Annotated in this window: 16 protein-coding genes; 2 read left to right on the top strand and 14 right to left on the bottom strand. The window is 50.8% G+C overall.

The features are described from left to right. Positions 1 to 16: 16 nt before the first annotated feature. The 9 genes from cofE to LCM31_RS07655 all read right to left on the bottom strand — a co-directional run bounded on the left by cofE (position 17) and on the right by LCM31_RS07655 (position 13,706). The gene (cofE, locus tag LCM31_RS07695; protein WP_224868881.1) at positions 17 to 784 is read right to left on the bottom strand and encodes a coenzyme F420-0:L-glutamate ligase; all 768 of its coding nucleotides are present in this window, start codon (positions 782 to 784) and stop codon (positions 17 to 19) included. A gap of 22 nt (positions 785 to 806) precedes the next feature. After that, positions 807 to 1,484 (bottom strand): NADPH-dependent F420 reductase, encoded by a 678-nt coding sequence (gene npdG / locus LCM31_RS07690; RefSeq protein WP_077404792.1) that lies wholly within the window; start codon positions 1,482 to 1,484, stop codon positions 807 to 809. A 227-nt stretch (positions 1,485 to 1,711) separates the two neighbouring features. Continuing rightward, the gene (locus tag LCM31_RS07685; protein WP_224868879.1) at positions 1,712 to 4,219 is read right to left on the bottom strand and encodes a c-type cytochrome; all 2,508 of its coding nucleotides are present in this window, start codon (positions 4,217 to 4,219) and stop codon (positions 1,712 to 1,714) included. A gap of 145 nt (positions 4,220 to 4,364) precedes the next feature. Continuing rightward, a complete protein-coding gene (locus LCM31_RS07680) occupies positions 4,365 to 6,611 on the bottom strand; it encodes a TonB-dependent receptor (protein WP_224868877.1) in 2,247 nt (748 codons plus the stop codon). Positions 6,612 to 7,098: 487 nt separating this feature from the next. Next, complete coding sequence (locus tag LCM31_RS07675) at positions 7,099 to 9,291, bottom strand: TonB-dependent receptor (protein WP_224868875.1); 2,193 nt, start codon at positions 9,289 to 9,291, stop codon at positions 7,099 to 7,101. Positions 9,292 to 10,109: 818 nt separating this feature from the next. After that, positions 10,110 to 10,529, bottom strand: coding sequence for a GFA family protein (locus tag LCM31_RS07670; RefSeq protein WP_224868873.1), 420 nt, complete (start codon positions 10,527 to 10,529; stop codon positions 10,110 to 10,112). A 99-nt stretch (positions 10,530 to 10,628) separates the two neighbouring features. Beyond that, the gene (locus LCM31_RS07665; RefSeq protein WP_224868871.1) at positions 10,629 to 12,071 is read right to left on the bottom strand and encodes a carotenoid oxygenase family protein; all 1,443 of its coding nucleotides are present in this window, start codon (positions 12,069 to 12,071) and stop codon (positions 10,629 to 10,631) included. 88 nt (positions 12,072 to 12,159) lie between these two features. Further along, a complete protein-coding gene (locus LCM31_RS07660) occupies positions 12,160 to 12,678 on the bottom strand; it encodes a nuclear transport factor 2 family protein (protein WP_224868868.1) in 519 nt (172 codons plus the stop codon). A 35-nt stretch (positions 12,679 to 12,713) separates the two neighbouring features. Then, positions 12,714 to 13,706: an SDR family oxidoreductase gene (locus LCM31_RS07655; protein ID WP_224868865.1), complete on the bottom strand. Its 993-nt coding sequence runs from the start codon at positions 13,704 to 13,706 to the stop codon at positions 12,714 to 12,716. A gap of 380 nt (positions 13,707 to 14,086) precedes the next feature. Between LCM31_RS07655 and LCM31_RS07650 the strand changes: the two genes are divergently transcribed. Continuing rightward, complete coding sequence (locus LCM31_RS07650) at positions 14,087 to 14,614, top strand: pyridoxamine 5'-phosphate oxidase family protein (protein WP_224868863.1); 528 nt, start codon at positions 14,087 to 14,089, stop codon at positions 14,612 to 14,614. Positions 14,615 to 14,878: 264 nt separating this feature from the next. Further along, positions 14,879 to 16,135 (top strand): cytochrome P450, encoded by a 1,257-nt coding sequence (locus tag LCM31_RS07645; protein ID WP_224868861.1) that lies wholly within the window; start codon positions 14,879 to 14,881, stop codon positions 16,133 to 16,135. A 127-nt stretch (positions 16,136 to 16,262) separates the two neighbouring features. Here LCM31_RS07645 and LCM31_RS07640 read toward each other — a convergent pair whose 3' ends face one another. The 5 genes from LCM31_RS07640 to LCM31_RS07620 all read right to left on the bottom strand — a co-directional run bounded on the left by LCM31_RS07640 (position 16,263) and on the right by LCM31_RS07620 (position 21,502). Beyond that, complete coding sequence (locus LCM31_RS07640; protein WP_224868859.1) at positions 16,263 to 16,778, bottom strand: pyridoxamine 5'-phosphate oxidase family protein; 516 nt, start codon at positions 16,776 to 16,778, stop codon at positions 16,263 to 16,265. 76 nt (positions 16,779 to 16,854) lie between these two features. Beyond that, a complete protein-coding gene (locus LCM31_RS07635; protein ID WP_224868857.1) occupies positions 16,855 to 17,610 on the bottom strand; it encodes an SDR family NAD(P)-dependent oxidoreductase in 756 nt (251 codons plus the stop codon). 27 nt (positions 17,611 to 17,637) lie between these two features. Next, the gene (locus LCM31_RS07630; RefSeq protein ID WP_224868855.1) at positions 17,638 to 19,260 is read right to left on the bottom strand and encodes an AMP-binding protein; all 1,623 of its coding nucleotides are present in this window, start codon (positions 19,258 to 19,260) and stop codon (positions 17,638 to 17,640) included. Between the two features lie 51 nt (positions 19,261 to 19,311). Then, the gene (locus tag LCM31_RS07625; RefSeq protein WP_224868852.1) at positions 19,312 to 20,088 is read right to left on the bottom strand and encodes an SDR family NAD(P)-dependent oxidoreductase; all 777 of its coding nucleotides are present in this window, start codon (positions 20,086 to 20,088) and stop codon (positions 19,312 to 19,314) included. Between the two features lie 28 nt (positions 20,089 to 20,116). Further along, positions 20,117 to 21,502, bottom strand: coding sequence for an aromatic ring-hydroxylating oxygenase subunit alpha (locus tag LCM31_RS07620; protein ID WP_224868850.1), 1,386 nt, complete (start codon positions 21,500 to 21,502; stop codon positions 20,117 to 20,119). Between the last annotated feature and the right edge of the window lie 3 nt (positions 21,503 to 21,505).

The following is a 21,505-nucleotide window of genomic DNA, read 5'->3' as shown; positions in this document are numbered from 1 at the left end:
TACTCCTGAATATCGACTAACGAAATAAATCCTGGCTGCGCTCTCGGATCAAGCTACCGGAACCAATGTCAGCCCGAGGCAAGTTTGCCCCACGAATCAAAACCGCAGGCACCGCTTCCGCGGCCTGTCCCATCAAAAACGAGGCTGCTGCAGCCAACTCATCGGCCACTGCTACAGTCGTAGTCTCCAGCGCGCGGCCGAACAGATCCGCTTCACCGACAAGATCCACAAGCGGCTGAAGACCCGCTGTGCCAAGCGCAAACCCCACGGTGCCATTACGCCAGGCCCTGCCCGCGCTATCATTCATAATCACCGCAATATCTACCCCGGTAGCGTTGCCGAGTTCACGCCGCAACACGGCTACACTGCGATCAGGATCTTCGGGGAGCAACAAAACGCGCTGATTCGAGAAGTCGGATTCAATATTGGATTGATCAATGCCCGCATTGGCATGCACGTAGCCCAAACGATGCTCTACGATAATGGCACCAGGACGGTGTCTAACCACTTCAACGGACTCATCCAGAATAAGTTGAACCAGACGCGGGTCCTTGTCAGTCTTGTCAGCCAATCCATAAGCTTCGGGACTAACTTCCACTTGATTCAGATAGGCGTAACGGTTCTCAGCCTTCGAAAAAATTTTCTGGGCCAGCACCAGAACATCCCCATCCACAAGGGCAATATCTGCACGGTGGAGGGATTGCAGGATATAGGCTGCCAAGTCATCGCCAGGTTCCACGAGAGGAAAATCCGGTAAGGCAATCAATTCCATACGCTGCGCCATTGCGGTGACTCCTATCTTGTAACTAGGCTTCAACACCCGTAACTCGTACACCAGCATGTGACTTGTACTGTTTATTGATAAAAATCAAAACAGACGTCATTGCTTCAACCGCGGCGGCATTATTAATTGGCCCGGCATGGAGCCCACGCATTCCTACCGCATTTGCCAACTCAATGACCTTTGCGCGCGCTTCTTTGCTATTGCCACAAACGAGCGCATCGCAATCAAGGTCGTCGCCTTCCTGCAAATGAATCGCTGGCACGTTCTGAAAGGCAGATACAACGTGAACTTCGTCACCAAGGAGGGTCTGAGCGATCTGGCCGGCAGAGCCTTGCTCAGGGAGTTGCACACGCGCAACCTTCGGGGGAACCAGTGGCACCGTAACATCAACGAGGATTTTTCCCTGTAGCGAATGCTTCAGAGGCTCTAGTGTACTGGAATGATGGCTAAACGGGACGGTAAGCACGACTACCTCACCCTTTGAGGCAGCTTCGGAATTGTCCATGGCTTCGACAGATGGGCTACTCACACCCCGCTGCTGCAAGATGTCCCGCAGGTCATCAACCGCGGTAGCAGCCTTCTCGGCAGTACGAGAACCGATAATGACTTTGTAACCGGCTTGTAGCCAGCGACGCGCCAACCCGGTTCCCAGTGCTCCAGTCCCACCAATAATGGCTATTACAGGTTTTTGCTCACTCATCGTCATTCCTATTAACTCTGCATTCGCAGCGTCTTTCGAATTGACCTCCAGAGCTTACAACGATTACCACACGCTCATTTCGAAACGCTGTGACTGCGCAACAACCTAGAAAGTAATATTTATTTCCTTCAAAGGTATCAGATTAAATTAAAACAATCACTCAAAAAATCAGGGGGCATTAAGCCCCCCAAAAGCTACTTCTCAGGTCAAAGTATCATGCTCGAATACTACTCTGCGGTATTGATGTTATACACCCGGGTATAGTGCTCACCATTCCCATTAATACTGGCCGCGAAGTAGTTATTAAACATGGCATGCAAGGTCGTTTCAGTGACATTAATGAACTGCGTCCACTTGGATCCATCGCTAACATTGGTCATCTTCAGGCGCATATTGTGCATAGGGAATGTTGTCCCACGCACACCGGCATTTAGCCACTTAGGATCTTCAAAGGTCCAGGCACTGTCGTTTACCATACTAAGCACACCGCCGGTACAACCCGGTGCGTTGTAGGCGACGGTCTTATTGACCCGAACCCCATCTCGGATGGCAACCAGTTCCCGAGTATTTTCCACCGTACATTCATCATTCAACCAAAGGCCATTGAGTCCTGCATAGTCGGTGCGCTCACGGATAAACAACCCTCTTGGTTCTGGATCACCCTCCTCCGCATTGGCCAGCTGATCACCCTCAATCGCAATGACATCTTCGGCAATAGTTCCGTCAGGCTTGGTGTAGGTTACGTTATGGGACAGATAACCGCGTGAGTTGACGAATGAACTACCGACAGCCATTTCCCAGGAGAGACCATGACCTGGGTTCTTCACCCGATCCGTATCAAACACCTGACAGTTTGCATCGCTGTAGTACTTAACCAGCAAATCCATGCGCTTGCCCTTGGTAAACGTCAAATTCACAATCTGGGATTTTCCGTTATTCAGCGTGTTACAAGCACCGTCCCACTGGCCGTTATACCTATTACCCACATTGCGACTGGTCGCGAATGTTTCGATAAAGGCCTTCAGATCAGACTTATCTGTTGGGGCAAAGTAGCAGCCAAATTCGTGCCCTTGGTTAGAAAATTGAGTATCAGGCTGGGTAGCGTCACTAACACGGCCATCGACACAGGTGAACAGCTCATCCAGCCCGCGAACAGAACCATTGTGAAGTAATCGCTCATTGTCCCACATTGATATAAATCGGGGCGCTTTAACCTGCCGAGTATAAATACCTGTTTCGCCAGCGGGGAAACGATCGCGTATCGGATCGATGTTGGTTTCCCAACCTCCGATCCCCCCAAACAACGTATCATCCCAAAATAGGTCCATGATATTGGCATGACCGTCTTCAACATCTATCTCAGCATGGTCATAAGGGCGACTAGTTTCCCCTCCCGGTCCATTATGACAGCTGGCACAATGGTGATCGAAAATGGCCTCCCCCCTCTTAGCAGCCGCCAAGTCGAACGTCCGGTCTAAAGGAAGGCTAGGCTCATCGAATGATTCGATATATCGCACAATAGGCATATAACGATATTCATTAACCCAATAATTATACTCCGCACGAGATCCAGGATTTTCGATGTCACTTGGAGTGAGCGTAATGAATGAGCGCACAAAATTAATTAAGTCAAATGAACCACCATGCCAGCCAAGACCTGCCTGATAATTAAATCCATGTTGCTTCTGAACATTCACGTCCGAAACGACATTAGGTAAATTCAGGATTCGTGTAATGGTGAATTGGCCATCATCTTGCATTGGCGGAACAAGGAAATCCATTACGCCAGACCAGGTAGCCCAGCCCTGCCGCTGCTGATCAAGAGTGGAGGCGATGGATGCACGATCCTCATCCGTCGATCCGGCATTCATCTCGGCATCCAGCGCAAACCACTCGTCCACAGCGCCCGGTGTTGCTCGTGCAGCAGCGACAGGCTCGGACAACTCCTGCTGAACCTCAGGAATAACATAAGCGTTAAGAAGGGCTTGCCCCACCTCATCTGTCGCCCCAACCAAATTCGGCGCCTGGAAAAGGAATGTGTACGGGAGTTGACCCTGGGCTGCAATCATTTTCGCATAGTCGTAGCGTGTGTTTCCGATACCAACAGCAAAATTACCATCGTCCATTTTGCTAAAATGGCAAGCTGCGCAGGTAAAAGCATAGACAGGCACAGAACTACCGAAGTCACCTGAGCTAGAGGCAATACCCACTGGCATCTGCTTACTACCTATTTCAGGATTGTATGGAGAGGGTGGAATGGCTGCCACCGGATTTGGATCTTCATACATACCGTAATTTTCGAAACCCGGACCAAAGTAGTCTTCGAAGTTACGCAGCATGAAATGCATCATCGATTTTGGTGGTCCTGTGGTATCAAAGGTCTCGTAAAAGTACTGATACTTACCACACTTGAGCAACGTCTCTTCATCATAGACATTGACGAAATTATCTACGATGTACTGCTCATGCTCGGACAGCACAGCCATGCTGACTTCGACATCACTCAGCTGGCTCAAAATCGCATCATTATCTATAAGGTACTGATCAAGATCAGATTGGTACTGATCACATGCGGCTTTCGTCGCGTCGTACTCAATGACGGTTGCCAGGTCCGGGCCGACGTCATTGGTGAATCCATTGTAAGACTGGTAGCCAGGTAAAGGCTGCGCCTGGCTCCCTGTGGCAATTGATAGTGACACTATCGCCACTAAGAGTAGTGTATTTCTAATTATCATTCTCTCATCCTTTATTGTGTTGTGTTTTTAACCTGAATCTAACTGCATCTACTGCCCTTACTGCTTTACTACCTGCTACTATCGAGGCCACTCCCGCGAACGCGGGAGCACTACAAAAGCCCCCGCCAAAGCGGGAGCGTATTACTTAGAAATTTGCGGTAAATGCGACACCATAGTGCCGTGGAGGAGTGTACTGACCAAAGTTCGACACCGGCGGAATCAGGATGACCCGCGCATAACGCTCATCGGTGAGATTACGTCCATAGACGCTGACCTGATACTTGTCATCAAAATCGAGACTGAGGCTCAGATTGTGGAACGCGGTAATATTCACCTGTCCGAGAGGATCATTACCAAAGATGGTTTGGTACTCATCGCGCCAGCGATAATTGTAGTTTGCACTAAATGCACCGAAGCTCAAATCGCGGACATAATCGGCACCTATACCCAGTGTTTTTTCCGGAGCATTGCGGATGACGAGACCAGAATTATCGGTAGCAATCCCATCACCACTGATATCCGCAAAGAATTCGTTGTACTCGGTATCCAGCAAGCCCAGGTTCATAAACAGGTTGAGGTTGGCGGTTACCGCAGCCGTCAACTCAACCTCCAGTCCCTGAATATCAACATCCGAAGCATTTCGCACCACAGTGCTGACGGACCCGGTTGAGTCAGGAACAATCACATCTTCCTGCTTGTCGGTGTAGTCACTAACAAATGCGGTCGTATTCAGGCGTACGCGATTATTCAGCAACTCGCTTTTTATACCGACCTCCAGAGTGTCGACATATTCTGGGTCATAGGACTGCATTCCGTAGACATCTTGGGTTCGCGCAAAGAAACCACCGCTCTTAAAGCCTTTTGCATAGGATCCAAACAACATAACATCCGGATTGAGTGCATATTGAAGGGCAATGCGTGGAGAGAATTCATTCCAGTCGTCTTTCAGGGCGGTAATCGGGCCGGCTGGGACGACTACCATATCGGCGGGTACGTAAGTCAGCTCACCGCTACTACCGCGGAATGTCTTCTCTTCCTGGGTATATCGCCCACCGAGGTTTAACATCAACGCGTCTGTCAGCTGCCAGTCGACACTGGCAAATAATGAATAAGCGGTATTGTCACCTTCGCCGGTCAGGTCCTGCGAGATATCACCCGGATTGTCACCCACACCGAAGAAGTACCACATATCGTAGCTCTCCTGTGTCTGCCAGTAATCGGACTCCCAATAATACATACCGGCCGTCAGGTTCATACTATCGTTAAGATCACCATTTATTCGGAGCTCCTGGCTCGTTTGCGAATAGCGATGGGCGGCCTCAACATGTAGGAACGGGTTGCGATTCGCATCATATTCCACGCGAAAATCTTCTTCGCGGTCCACGTGCCCGGTGATAGCAGTCATCTGCCAATCGCCAACCATCCAGTTCATCGTCAGGTTCGCGTAGTCGTTTGTAACGGTAGAAGTATTGGGCGCATTTACCGAACTTTTCCCCTCACCACTTTCATCGTCAAACTCCATACAGCCGGAGCCGAATGGCACATCGGCAACGGGAATGCCAGGAACAGCGCCCCCCAACGTCGACCAGCAGGCAATACTGTCGGTGGTGCGACTGAAGTTAGACCAGGCACCCACTTCGGAATCATCTTCAATGCGCTCGAGCGTCAACGCCACATCGAATGTCTCAGTGACATCGTATGCAAGAGTTGCCCCAAGCTGCTGATAGTCGACGTCACCCAAGTCTTCATTGATGATATTGTTTTCCACATAACCATCGTGTTCGGTTTTGTGTGAGTAGAGTTTGACACCGCCACTCTCACCGACAGGCGCATTTACTACGGCACTGATCTCCCGCTTGTCCCAGTCACCGGCGCCCACTTTCACGCGCGCTCCCCATTCTTTGGTGGGAGCGGTACGGATCACATTTACGGCACCGGCAATCGTGTTCTTGCCAAACAGGGTTCCCTGTGGCCCCCGTAAGACTTCAACGCGCTCGATGTCGAAGTTGTGCAATAGTTGTCCGGCGGCAACACCGAGGTAAACACCATCGAGAATCACACCGGCCGGTGGATCCAGACTCTTGTCGGTTTCCTGAAAACTAATACCCCGAATGGAAATGGACGCGCCATTGTTCCCCGGAATCTGGTCAATCGATACGTTGGGAACGTAGTCCTGTACATCCTGAAGACTCTGGACTGCCGCATTGTCCAGTTGCGCGGCGATCGCTGTCACCGAAACAGGTACATCCTGCATGGATTCTTCACGTTTACGCGCGGTTACCGTCACCTCTTCAAGCACAACCCTTTCTTCCTGCGCGTATACCGGCAGCGAAATGGTAGCAACCGCAGCAATTGATCCCACCGCGGCCATTGCGGCTGTAATTTTATTCATTTTTATCATGCTTCCCTCCGTCAAACTGTTGTGAATTCTGCGCATTCAACGAACCCACACCTGCCAAGGGAGCGTTAAATTGCGGGGCGTAGGACCTATTCCAGACAAACCGAAATTCGTGACTGAAAGTAAAACAACACCAGACAGCACACCCAAAAACAATCAGGATGTACTGTTTACTATATCGCTAGATGAATTCCAGTTGCAACAGCGATTGACCGCATTTTTCACGAGAAATATTGAAGGAAACCCAATATACGGGTGTGATCAATCACAGCCAGTTGGAAAGAAAGTAGAGGGCGATGCTGCCGATTTAGCGATCGTCAAGCAGCAACAAAGCGTGCAGGTGATACTAAACGCAACACCAAAAAAATCCCCACCAAGAAATTTCAGTGGAACACGAAAAAATGTGGCGTCGGAAAATAAGATTGGACGGGTGAAAGACTCCAAAATCCCATGGAGCCTTTCACCACTAGTGAATCACGCCTTAGAAGTCAGCAGTAAACTGCACTCCGTAAGTACGCGGTGCATTGTACATACCCATTTGTGAAAGCGTGCCGATCTTGACCAAACGCGCGTAACGCTCATCGGTCAGGTTACGGCCATAGAGGCTGATTTTGTAGGACTCATCAATCGTGAGGTTGGTGCTCAGACTGTGTAATCCCATGGAATTTACATGACCACGAGGATCATTGAAGAACTCAGTTTCGTACTCGTCTGACCAGCGGTAGCTGTAATTCACCGAGAGCTCACCCAAGGGGGTATTGCGGAAGTAATCAAACCCGGCACCGAACGTCTTGTCTGGCGTGTTGCGCAACTTCAGATAGCTGTTGTCGGTCTTGATTTCACCCTCGCCTGGAAACAGCTCACCATCGACGTCGGCAAAGAACTTTTCATACTCCGCGTCGAGCAAACCGGCCATCATGTAAATGCTCAGGTCGGTAGTAATCGCAGCCTGCAGCTCTAGCTCCAAACCAGAAATCTCAACCTCACCCGCATTGCGCACAATTGTGTTGACCTGGTCGCCTGCCGGAACAAGAATTTCTTCCTGTTTGTCGGAGTAGTCAGTCATAAATGCGGTCGCATTGAGGCGAACCCGGTTATCCAGCCATTCGCTCTTAAGACCCGCCTCGAATGTATCGACGTACTCAGGATCAAACGACGAAATCGCATCGACGTTTTGTGTCCGGGCAAAGAATCCCCCACTCTTGAATCCCTTTGCATAGGAAGTAAACGCCATCACATCGTTCGAGATGTTGTACTGCAGAGCGATGCGAGGAGAAAACTCTTGCCAGTCATCCTTCAGATTACGAACCGGGCCTTGTGGCGGAACAAAATCCTGACCAAATGTCAGCGAATCCCAGCCGCCCGGGCCACCCTTGAAAGTTTTTTCTTCCCAGGTGTAGCGACCACCCAGGTTCAGCGAAAGGTCGTCAGTCAGCGCCCAATCCATGCTGGCAAACAGCGCGGTGGTCTCACTCGTGACAAAGCTTTCCAGATAGGCACTGACATCCCCAAGCGGGAGAGGAAGCGGAATTTCGCCACCCATTCCATCGGGAATGGCGAAGCCCGGACCGAAGCCAAAGTAGTACCACATGTCGAAACTGTCTTGGTACTGGTATGCATCGGACTCGAAATAGTAGACACCGGCGGTAAGATTTACATTTTCGTTGAGCTGGCCGTTGATACGCACTTCCTGGCTAAGTTGCGAATAATCATGATCGCCGGTCACCGTCAGAAGCTGCACCGGACTCGAGTCCCACTCATAATCGTACTCTTCCTGACGATCCTGATAGCCGGTAACCGAGGTCAACTGCCAATCACCCAGCCCCCAGTTCATAGTCAATGTCAGGAAATCGTCCTCGATGGTGCCGGTATTCGGGCCATTCGTTGACACATGGTCCTCGTCGCTACCGGCATCAGCACTCATACAACCGGAAGCAAACGCAGGATTGGTTGGGTCCGCAGGCAAACTGAACACGCCGGGTATTTCGAGTCCGCCGACACTGGCCAAACAGGTGAGGCTATCATCAGCATTGAAGTTGGCGAAGGCGCCCCGCTCTGAATCATCGTCAATCCGATCAAAGGTGAACAAAACATCGAAGTTATCGCTCACATCAAAAGCGACAGCAGCGCCCAGCTTGAGCGAGTCCAGGCCGCCAGTATCTTTACCAGTGGTCGTATTTTTCCAGTAGCCATCACTTTGCTTTTTGTTGACGGAGAGCTTTAAGCCACCCGAGTCAGTGAGGGGCGTATTGACGATTGCCTTGGTTTCCAGTAAGCCGAAATCGCCAACACCTACCTGCAGCTTCGCCCCATATTCTTTGGTCGGCTTTGAACGAATCACATTCACCGCACCGCCGGTCGTGTTCTTGCCAAACAGGGTTCCCTGAGGACCGCGCAGAACTTCCACCCGCTCCAGATCGAAGCTGTCCATCAGCTGGCCTGCGGTGGTACCCATGAACACGCCATCCACAATCACACCGACAGGGGCTTCCATGCTTTTATCGGGATCCTGATGACTAATACCGCGGATGGAAATCGCAGCGCCATTGGCACTTGCGGGACCAAAGTCGAAATTGACATTTGGAGCGTAATTATTGATATCTTGCAGGCTCTTTACCGCGGCATTTTCCAGCTGGGTAGAAATACCGGTAACCGATACAGCGATATCCTGCATTGACTCCTCTCGCTTACGAGCAGTCACAGTGACTTCTTCGAGTGCCACTCTCTCTTCTTGGGCATATCCCGTGAGTGGCAGAGCCGTGAGTGTGGACACTGAGCCAGCCAAAGCCATCCCAGCGGTAATCTTGTTTAGTTTCCTTGTTGTGCGCATCGATCTCTCCCATCGCCTTTAGTGGTTACCCACCGGGTTGCCGCCTTCCCTGCGAGAAAGCCAGCCCCTTGACCCCGGTAGCACTTGTACAACTCGATATTGGTCGGTGGTTTAATTTTTATGCAGCACAACCAATACCAGCCCTACCACAAAACAATCAGGACGTACTGTTTATGCTATACAGCGAATTAGGGCCATGGCAAGCGGCTTTTTACTTTAATTTCATAAAAAGCGGCGAGTCGAAGCCGGAGAAGAACACCACTTCACTCTTGAAAGTGCAATCAAAGTATTACTAATGACTGCGCCATCCTTTTGATTTTTATCAAGAATTTGTCGAGGGTCACGCATAAATGTGTGACGGAACAGAGGGGGTACTATTTGTTGAAAATTAGGCTGAATTCTCGCACCAAAACGAGAGATTAATTCTGTATATGGAGGAAAAGGAAGAATATTACTGCCACCATGAAGGGCGGGCGCTAGAAAGTGCAATCTTACATCATTAGAACAGGCCTGTTCACCTGCACAATTCGACTCATGGGAAGGGCCCGTCACCCAAAAGCTTAGGGCATGAAGCCTAGGGGCCTTCAAATACTCAAAAGCCCATACTCCGCAACGGTCATCTTGAAACTGATTTCGAGATCAGGCCTGCTTTATTCTAAGCATCACTGCAGGTCTGGGTTTTTCTCGAATGCAGGCAACTCATTATCCACTGGAGACCAGTGCGCAGCCGAAGAACTCCAACAGCTGGAGCCCACCTGTACCCAACTGCTATCGTCAAGGGAGCCCGCTTTGATGAACTTCACGGTATCCAGCTCTTCAACATTGCTTAGAACCTGAGATCCACAGGTAGCGCAAAAGCCCCTTGACACATGGGAGCCATCAGTACCCTCAGTGGTATAACTCTTCAATTTACCATGCGTAACCAAAGCTTCGGAGGGCACGAGAACGATGGTCGCCTTGCCACTACCACTGACTCTTTGACAATCTTTGCAATGGCAGTGCAACGCCGTCAACACATATTCCCGCGGAAACTCATAGCGAACCTCGCCACAAAGGCATCCGCCTTTAGCAATACCAGTCATAACAAACTACTCCCTTATTTTTGCGACTCTTGGTGAAGTCAACCTCAGGCTCCATCGACCTAAAATCAAGAGCTCCACTCAGAAGAAGCCTCATCATTGCTATCCAGTTAAGGTCAGGCCGTTCATCCAATTTGCATGGAATCCATTCGGGACTCTGGAGGGGATATATACCTTTGCGATGGGCCCACTTTCTACATTGCCGGCACTCAGAATGGAAAGGTAGCGCCCCTCATCGGGATGATTAACATACGTCATTAGATAACCATCTTCTTCTCTCTCACTGTCGGGATTAGGGATGTGCACGGGCTCCCCCGCGTTTGCCCCCGCACCATAGTCCCAGAGTGTCGAATTCCCGGTTTCCATATCGTAGGCAATTGTTGCGTTATACCCATGATTTGGGCTCTCACCCCAATCCTGAGTAGCCGCAGCAGCAAAGCCGTATCGATAGGCTTGCCCACAACGACGATCATCAGCGCGCGAGAACTCACAATAGGTGGTCCCGACTTTCTCATTCGCCACTGCACCACTCTTCAGGTCCAGGGTCAATCTGTGCATATTCCGCATTTGCGATTCGACCCCCGTCCCCAACTCATTGGATACGGGCATGCTCTGCATCCACACGTAGTCAATGTAGAGCTTTTGCCCACTCTGGAAACCATTACAGAAATGCCAGCTGAAGAAGGTTGGCGCCTCGAACCACTGTGGCTCTCCGCCATCTCGGTGTACTACAAATATCCGCGTCGGTCGGTCACCTTCCCAGACGAACGGGTTTTTGCCTTTCATCGCCGCTTCGATATCCGGAAACGCTGGAGCAAAGAAGCCGACGATGTAGTCGCCACAAATCTGCATATCGTGGACCATTGCGCGGCGGTGCATACCGTGTATCGGAATGGAACGTTTGTGGGCGCCGGACTTGTCGAATATTTGGACCGTAAAATACGGTGGCGTGAAGGTCTGTGTATTTGAGATGAGCTCGCCGGTTCTACCGCAAATTTTTGGGTGTGCCGTCAGTCCCTCACCCGACGATAACAAACCGTCATAGCTGTATTCATCTGCCGCAGACAAATCGGGGCTCATGATATGAGGAAACCCCGCCTCAAAGAGTGCGAACAGCTTGCCACCATGAAGGAGGACATTGGTATTTGCAGGATTTTTCATGGGGCTGGGTGAGCCACCAGCAGCAATGGTCTCTTCATCCACGGGAAAGGGCTTGCCGTGACTCCCCCAACATGCTCGCTTCAGCTGCTCTTCGACTTTAAACCACTGGGTTCTCACCCAGCGATTGCGATAATGTACACGACCGTCCTTGAAATAGACCGCATGGATCATGCCGTCACCATCCACTGGATACACATAATGGTCCGGTTGCCAGGCAACATTGGGACCGTTTCGCATGAAGGCGCCGGTAATATTCTGCGGAAGTTTTCCCTCCACTCGCAGCCCGCCTTCCCCCTCATCAAACGTCGACTCTTCCAAAACTGGGGCATAATTACCCTGTAGATAGGGAAAACGTGAAAGATCCATCTCGGGTCGTGTAGCCATCGCCAAACTCCTAAATTATCCTTATTTGCTCAGGTCGCCTTACCACGAGTAGCGCCAACGCTCCGCGTACAGTTTACCTATAGGTTAACTATGGGGCCGCAAATGCCTCTGTGGTGGATACGCGCTCCATCGCACGCGCAAACAAATCCAAATTACCCTTTGATCCAAATACCTCAAGACGGGATTTCAAGATTTTCCACTCATCACCAACTCGCTGATAGGAATTGGTGTACTCACCGATCACGGTAATAACATCTTCGGGTCCTGCCACCGGCATCGAAGCATCCGGAAAAATCATATGATCCGCGACCATATAGGCTTTACAGCTTGGTAATTCGCCCGACACGTCGACCCGAAAATTGGTAATCACATGGTGCGTTAGATCAAACCCACCGATGTTATGCCGCAACCGACTAACCCACTCATCCGCGTTCTTGGGCTTATCTGGCGAAACCGTTGGATCAACGGCGGGACCATAATCAAGATACAGTTCATCGGCAAAGCAGCGTCGTACTTTTTCCCAGTTTTTTCGATCAAGCCCTTCGGCATACGCGTAGTAACTGGCACGAAACGAAGACTCTAACTGGAGAAAATCAGTTTCATTCATTGGCTAATTCCTGAGAAGCTACCGCTGTGACCTAGTTAGATTTTGGGAACCATACCCTCGGTGATGGTCACCGTGTTATCGATCACCATTTCTGCACCATTGACAGATACAGACTCATCAGAGGAAAGAAAAAGCACCATATTGGCTACATCCACCGGATCGCCAACCCAGCTTTTTTTCATCTGCGCAGCAGTTACTGGATCGTGCTCCAGAACGATGTTGTACATCGTATCGAGCATAGGTGTGGACATATTGCCCGGATGAATGGAGTTACAGCGAACACCGTAACCGGCCTGAGCGCTTAAACAGGCAACTGATTTAGTCATTCCGCGAATCGCACTCTTGGATGTGGCATAGGCAAAAATTGCCGGCCCGCCCTGAATGCTCGCGGTTGAACACATATTGATAATAGATCCGCGACCCTGCGCTTTCATCACACGAAGGGCGTGCTTACAGCCAAAAAAGGTACCATCGGTACCCACCGCGTTGACCTTGCGCCATAACGCTTCGCTTGTCTGCTCAATCGTGGCCAACTCGGCAACACCGGCGCAATTGAGAAGAATATCCAACGATCCGTAGTCCGAAACTACGTCATCGACCAGTTTCTCCCAAGCGGATTCACTGGTCACGTCTAGCTTTACAAACGCTGCACCATCGATGTTTGCGGCTTCAATCTCTCCGCGTGCAACGTCAATATCGGCCATAATCACCGAAGCGCCCTCTTGCGCCAGCCGCTTCGCCGATGCGAGCCCCAAGCCAGAGGCAGCACCTGTAATAATCGCTACTTTATTATCTACGCGTCCCATGATGTAACCGAGCCTCGTATTATTTTGAATTATTAAGACTTCCTGAAACTTTGTACCATATATATAACTTTTGCGCATCGGATCGCGACAAGGCGTTGCACAACCATGACATTCGTCAAGATCGGCAATCCATAATTTCGCGCTAGTTGATTTTCGCGCCAAACGCATATCGACTGCACGTGCTTTCACTAACAGCAACTGATAGTTAACGATCAGGCACATCGGCCAATGTTGTCTATCCTTCGCTGGCTCCTTACAAGCTGATTTATAAGCACTTTTACTGACAGAGTTACAGCCATCAGGACCAACAAACACCGGTTATCGATACCCAGGCGGCGCTTGCATTCGAATAGTTAGATCTGTACCTTATCAGATAAACAGTCAGATTGTACTGTTTTTTAACATGATTGAAATGGAAAGGAAAATCTCGCTGTAAAGAACGGAGCGCCTTAGCTGTGACAGTGGCAATAGTCGTATATGTCACGAATTACAGGCTGCACTGAAAATACGACGATTCCATTGAGCCACCGGGTATGTGCGGACAGCCGAGTATTTCAGCCAGGTAACAACACATTGGTCAACAAAGCAGGAGAGACAACCCCATGAGTGATAGCCATGTGAAAAACTATGATGACGTGACTATGTACGGGCTAACCAACGATAGAGAAGAGGCGCTCCTACGAAAACAAAACGAGTTAACGTTTATCTGGACCAACAAGGCCGGGCACGGCATGGGCGTCACCATGAGTTATATCTGGCGCAATGGTCGTATCTGGTGTACTGCCACCGCACAACGGGCTCGCATGAAAGCTCTGGCAAGAGATAATCGCTGCAGTGTAGTCATTTCCAGTGCCGGTACAGACATCGATGTCAGCCAGTCCATTACCTTTAAGGGGCATGCAGTACTGCACACCGATCAAGAGACTAAAGACTGGTTCTATCCCGACTTTGCCCGGCATACCAATAATCCCGCCCCTACGCCGGATTTGTTTGTGCAATTCCTCGACACACCGGAGCGCATCGTTATTGAAGTCGTCCCGGAAAAAACCATCTCATTTGACGGCGGATCCATGCGGGACAAAACCTCAGATGCGATTAATAGCCAAGCAACATTACAACCAGAGCAATAGTTTCGCCCCATAGATACCGGTATCGCCATCGTAATATACGGGCGGTGCCTGCGCCTGGTACTTCAGAGGGTGCTCACCACGGGCATCCTCTTTTTACTTACCTGCACTACTCTCACCGATTGATCCAGATCAAGAAACAAACCAAAACAAACCGTACTGCTTGTTTTTATTTTAAATCCCCTGCTACTATCATCGGGCAACGTAGCAATCCGAATTGCATTTTCTATACCGCATCATACTTGGACAATAACGAGGAAAGAGCATATGACTGAGGCAATCCTAGAAGATCCGCAATCTTTGGCTGAGATGCCATTGTTTGACTCCGAAACACTCAAGTGTCCATATCACTTTGACAAAACCTTGCGTGAGAAGGCACCGGTCTATCAGGACCCGTCCTCCGGTATCTATATCGTCTCGACGTACGAACTTGTACGCGAAGCGCACAAAAAGCCCGATATATTTACCAACGATTTTGCCCTCGCACAGGGTGCCGATGCCGCGCTAGATGACGATATTGCGGCGGCGATGGCAAATACCTACGACCTTGGCAAGGGGACACTGCTTACGGTTGACGACCCAAAGCATAAGCTCTATCGCGATGAGCTCAGGGACTTCTTCCTGGCCAAGAATTTGGCCAAATACCGCCCCTGGATTAGTGACTTTACCGATCAATTGATCAGTACTCTCCCCAAGGGAGAGGGGTTTAATTTTATCGAGAAATTTACCCGCCCCCTTCCACTTTCCGTCATCATGCATGTACTAGGCATGCCCCTGGAGATGCGAGACCTAGCGTTCAAATGGACGGTCGACAACGTTACTGTTTTCTCGCAGCTGGGTGACAAAGAAACGCTGCTAGCTGCCCACGCCGGAGTCAAAGACGAATACGATTGGTTCGTTGAAGCGCTGAATGAGCGCCGAGAGAAGCCACAGGACGACCTGTTAACACTCATAGCACATGCCACCTATGAGGGGCGCCCGCTGACGATTGAGGAGCAGCTCTCCCATTGCACTCAGTTCCTGGTTGCGGGCAATGAAACCACCACGGCTACCTTGGCGGAAGGCATGCGCCAGCTCTGTATGCATCCTGAACAGCAAAAAATGGTGCGCGATGACCCGTCGCTTATCCCGACACTGGTGGAAGAATCCTTGCGTATCGCGTCACCAACCTCCAACATGTGGCGTGTCTGTAAAGCGGATTACACCCTTGGCGATGTCACGATTCCAGCTGGCAGCATGGTACTGCTTAAGTACTTCTCGTCGAATCACGATGAAAAGATGTTTGAGAATCCGCAAAAATTCGATTTAACCAGAAAGAACGTCAACCGTCACGTGGCGTTTGGATTCGGTTCCCATGTCTGCATCGGGCAACACCTATCCAAACTGGAAATGATCGTCGCCTGGGAGAAGCTCATCGAAAATAGCAGTAACTTTAGACTCGCTTGCCCTGCTGACAAGCTGGAATATATGCCTCACCTTCTTCTGCGCGGGCTGGAGGAAATTCCCGTGATCATCGAACCTTAATATCGCTAAAAGGTAGATAGGCGCAACGCGCCTTGACCTTGGGAATAAAAAAACAGGCGCTAAACGCGCCTGTTTTTTTACCTCCCTAAAGTACGCCTACCGAACCTGAAAACTCCTGTTATGAGAATCAGGCCGACGTTCCCGGGATGGTCCCCTCGTGAGAGGACTTCGCAATACTATCGCCGTCAAACTTGATGGTTTTTTCTGGAACCAACTCAATAATGACTCGTAGGGGTGTATCCAGGTGCGCGATCGCCGCCTCTTCTGTCGGCGCAGGATAGGGCGAGATGATCTTGGCCATTGCGGGATAGAACCAGTCCTTAGTTGCCTGGTCATCATGGATCTTGACCCGTCCTTTATAGGTAACAGTCTTGCCCGGCCCCATGTCAGTGCCCATGCTGGAAATAACCACCGATGCACGCGGGTCCCTGCGCAGTGCCTTGACCCGTGGTCGCTGGCTAGTTGCCGTGACCCAGATGGAACCATTCTTGGCAATGTAATTCATGATTACACCAAGACCGTGCCCTTCCTTATTAGTCCAGATGAAGTTGCACTCAATCTGCTTTTTCAGCAGTTCGTTCTCTCGCTCCTCTGACAAACCATATATCGTTACGTCTTCATAACCCTGCATATCCTTAGACATGACGAACCTCCGTTTTAGATTATTGGAGTTGTTTACAACCGTGGCCTCAATGGGCCTCTCTTGAGGCGGCCGGCGATTATAGGCGGGGCAAATGGCCCATTTGCTGACCACCCGAAAGGTCCAACAACTGCCCATTTACAAAACCGGAACGCGTTTCATCTGCAAGATATAACGCTGCCTCGGCGATATCATCGACGGTACCCATACGACCGGCTGGCGTATCAGCCACAAAGGCATCAATCAATGGTCCTACACCAAAGAAGGGCGCTGTCATGTCTGTTTCAATCAAACCGGCCGCGATAGAATTAAAGCGAACTTTCTTCGCAGCATATTCCACTGCCGCAACTTTGATCGCATAGTCGATACCGGACCTTGCCCCTGCATACACAGCCATTTCCGGACCAGGAATCCTCGCAGTGAGTGAGGAAATCGTCACCACCGAACCACCATGTGCCATCGACTTGGCAGCCCACTTGAAAAACAGCAATGCGCCGACAAAACTAATTTCCAAGGTTGGCCGAATCTGATCGGCAGTGAGATCATCGATCAGCCCAGCGGCGTGAATGCCCGCAGAATTTATCGCAATGTCGACGTTTCCGTATTCCTTCAATGCACTGTCAAACAGGCTCTGGATTTGATCTTCATCAGTGATATCGCAAGCCACTGCCAGACCACCGATCTCTTTCGCAAGCGCCTCCAGTGGTTCCTTGCGTCTGGCTGCAACAACAACGTTCGCGCCCTCAGCTGCGAGACGACGTGCAATCGCTGAGCCAAAATTCTGCGCACCTGAAGCGCCAATTACCACAGCCGTTTTATTGGTCAAGGTTCCCATTACTGTCTTCCTTTTCAAAATAATCTTTCAGCCAAGAAAAAGATCGGAAATTTCCTTACGCAAGATATCTTTCTTGACTTTTCCACTGGCCGTTCTCGGCAAGTCTTCAACAAACTCTACATGTTCGGGAATTTTCTGTTTTGCCAAAGCGGCTTTGTCAGCAAATTCAGCGATTTTAGGTAGGTCAAGCTTATGGTCATCCGAGACCGGAATCACAAAGGCGCAGACGCCTTCGCCCAGACGGTAGTGTGGCATCGCTACAACGGCAGCCTCTTTAATTTGAGGGTGATCGTGCAATACGTCCTCGATTTCCTTCGCACTCAGATTCTCACCACCGCGAATTATGATGTCCTTCTTACGGTCGGTAATCAGGATGGCATTGTCCGCTGTGCGCATGCCGATATCGCCAGTGTAAAAATAACCTTCGTCATCATGGGCTTCACGGTTTTGTTGCGGGTCGGCATAGCCAAGCATCATGCCAGCACCACGGGCAGTAATCTCACCGTCAACGCCAACCGGAACCTCATTACCCTTATCATCGACAATCTTTACGTCATACCCATAAATCATACCGTCGGTTTCCGCCGCGAGGTTCTGCTCACCGTCCCGAACAAAGCCCTGGGTAATGACCGGTGTTTCGGTACTGCCATACACGCGAAACGCACGGCAATGATCCAATTCTTCGTAGCAGCGGTGGATGATCTGTGGCGGCACGGCGGCGCCGCCACAGGCGAATAGGCGCATAGTGGGCAATCCCGTTTTATGGCGTTTTGCTGCCGCCAAGAGTTCCACCAGGAACGGCGTCGCACCCACACTGGCTGAGGCGCCAACCCGCTGGATGTACTCGACCGCTGCATCAGCATCCCAACGGGCCATCAATGCCGACTTCACTGGAGAAATAAATGGCAACACCATGCCAGATCCATAACCGGTAATGTGTGTGACGGGTGAAGGCATCAGCATGATATCGCCTTCTCTGAGGTCCCAGCAGTCGACGGAATTCTGAATAATGCGCGCAAGTGTATTGTGGCTGTGCAGTACCGCTTTTGGTGTGCCGGTGGTTCCCGATGTATAAAGGATCGTTTTAATCGAATTCGGGTCTACATCCGGCAAGCTATTGATATCTGCGGGTAAATTATCCAACAGGTCTTCAAACCGCAGCGTACCTTCATGACTTCCCTCCGCACGTGCCGTAACCACATACTTGAGATCAGGAAGCTCTGATCGCAGGGCAGCAATCATCGAGGGAAACTCTAGGCTACGAATCTTCTCTGGAATAAAAATGAGCTTGGTCCCGGCGTCTTTGAGGATAAAGCGCAGCTCACGATCCCGATATATGGGAATCACAGGATTTACGATCAGCCCCATTGCAGACGCAGCGATATCGAGCACGACCGACTCGCGCCAGTTTGGCAACTGAAAGCTAATCACATCGCCCTGCACCAGGCCGAGCTTCCTCAGGCCGGTAATCAGACGTCTGGCTTGTAATGCGACGGAACCATAGGTTATCGGCGCTTCGTCTTCCAAATAGATCGCCACATCGTCAGGGTTAGAGGCAGCCTTCTCCCAGGCTCCATCAGAAATGGTGGTATTTGCCCAGTACTTTCCGTCGCGCTGAATACGCGCTTCTGTCAGGGGATTAATCATCATTATGGTCCCTCGCTGAAATAGTCAGTCCAGATTTAACTACGACGCTCTTGCCTATAGCTCCGATAGCAAATGGCCACCATCCACGGTGATGGATGAGCCTGTCATGAGAGAGCCGGCATCCGATGCCAGCAGCAGCAACGGCCCGTTGAGTTCACCAAGCTCTCCGGTACGACGCATCGGAATACGGTTAACCAGCGCCTGTCCGTCTTCCGTCTTCAACCATTCACTGATCAACGGTGTGCTGAAGTAACCAGGGCAGATGGCATTCACTCGGATATTGTGTTCTGCAAGCTCCAGCGCAGCCGCCTTGGTGAACTGCACCACTGCGGCCTTCGCGGAGGCGTAACTGCTGAGCATTTTTTGCAGGCGATTGGCCGTGATTGAGGCGATATTCACGATACTGCCACCCAAGCCAGCGGCGGTCAGTCGACTTGCCGCTTCCCTGGTGACATAAGCAACACCATTGAGATTGGTGTTCACTACGTCATTCCAATCACTGTCAGAAACTTCAAGGAGCAACCGAGCAATCGAAATACCCGCGTTGTTGACGACCACCGTAACCTTGCCAAACCGTTCCTCAATCTGGTCGAAAGCAGCGCTTATACTTGCTGAATCTGTGACATCCATGGTGACCGCCATAGCCTCACCACCTCGGTCAGCAATTGCATCACGTGCAGATTCCAGTAAATCTGTGCGACGCGCCGCAAGAACGACTTTCGCACCCGCGTCCGCCAACACTTGTGCAAAGTGCAGACCAAAGCCACTCGACGCGCCGGTAACCAAGGCAACCTTTCCGGTGAGCGAAAAAGGTTCTAATAGTTTGTTCATAGGCCTTTCCCAATATATACCTGCACGGCTATTTTTCATTCAGGTACTTGTCGAGTGTCTGATGGAAATGTCGAATCCGCACTTCCTGGTAATTACCCAGAGTTACAGCACCCTTTTTGGAGGCTTTCAGCCCTTTCTGTACCTGCGGGAGGTTGGCGCCATCCTGATTAAACACATTGGCAAAACCCGCCCCCATCACCTCGGCCGCTTCACTGAAGGGCTGGTCAATGCCAAGACGGAATGTCGGTGCATCCGGCGGTGATTCTGTTCCTTGCGGGAAGCGGGTCAACAGGAAAATTTCCATGATGCAGCTATCAACATCGTCGCCATTCGGGCGGTGACGATAAGTAATGACGGTGCCATTGCCAGCCCATGGCGCAAAGTTCGGGAATAGCAGGTACAACGTGGAGTCCATTAGCTCCGACATGGTGGTACGACCGGCAAAGTCTTCCCCTGCCTGCTCATTCGCAACCGGGAGGTTGAGGGCCGCGTACATCTCGCGAGCGGTTTGCCCAGGCGCGAGCTGCGGGCGATCGGGCACCCCGATCAGCTCCATCATCGCATCCAACGACTGCTGTTCAGTGAATTGATCCGCGTGACTGGGGTTGACGACACCATAGGCACTGATGGTCCGGCTGACGTGATCTCCCCAGATGTCATATTGGGAATTATCAATACCCTGGAAAGGCATGAGCTGTGGGTGCGTTGCAATTGCGTGATAAGACTCAATGAAGGCTTCGAGCGCGACTTTCCAATTACAGGCAATCACCTTCTCGATATGCAGTGAGACAAAACGCTGTTCGTGCTTCCACTGGTCCATGTGATTAGGAAGTACTTCCATATACTCTCTGAGGGATGGCGCATCTTCATCCATATTGATGAATACCCACCCGCCCCAGGTATCCACTTTCACCTCATGGAGTTTACTGTTCTCCTTGGTAACATGGGGGAAGTCCCACTGGCAGGGCGCCCCGAGGAATTCACCATCGAGATCCCACGACCAGCCGTGATACGGGCAGCGAAGATTGTCACTATTGCCGGCGCCGCGCTTCAGGACCCGACCACGGTGCAGGCAGGAGTTATGAAAGGCTTTCAGCTCGCCAGACTCCGTACGCGTCAGCAATATTGAATCATTGACGATATCGTAGACGAAATAATCTCCGGGCTTGCGCAACCGGTTTTCGCGACATGCAATCTGCCAGGTCTTACGCCAGACTTTTTCCACTTCCAGGTCAAAAAAAGCCTTGGACGTGTAGCGCTCGACAGAGAGATCTTCTGATCCGAGATAGGTTTCAGTACTTTCCAGCAACGCGTCCGGCACATCCACCGTTTCCCGCTTCAGCAAGTCCTGAAAGGACTCGGACGGACTGCGGGCAATAATATCTTCTGGGCTCAGTTCCGCTTGTTCTGACATGGC

The organism is Microbulbifer agarilyticus, assembly GCF_020171345.1.
GTDB lineage: Bacteria > Pseudomonadota > Gammaproteobacteria > Pseudomonadales > Cellvibrionaceae > Microbulbifer > Microbulbifer agarilyticus_D.
This window is presented reverse-complemented; position numbering and strand designations above follow the sequence as displayed.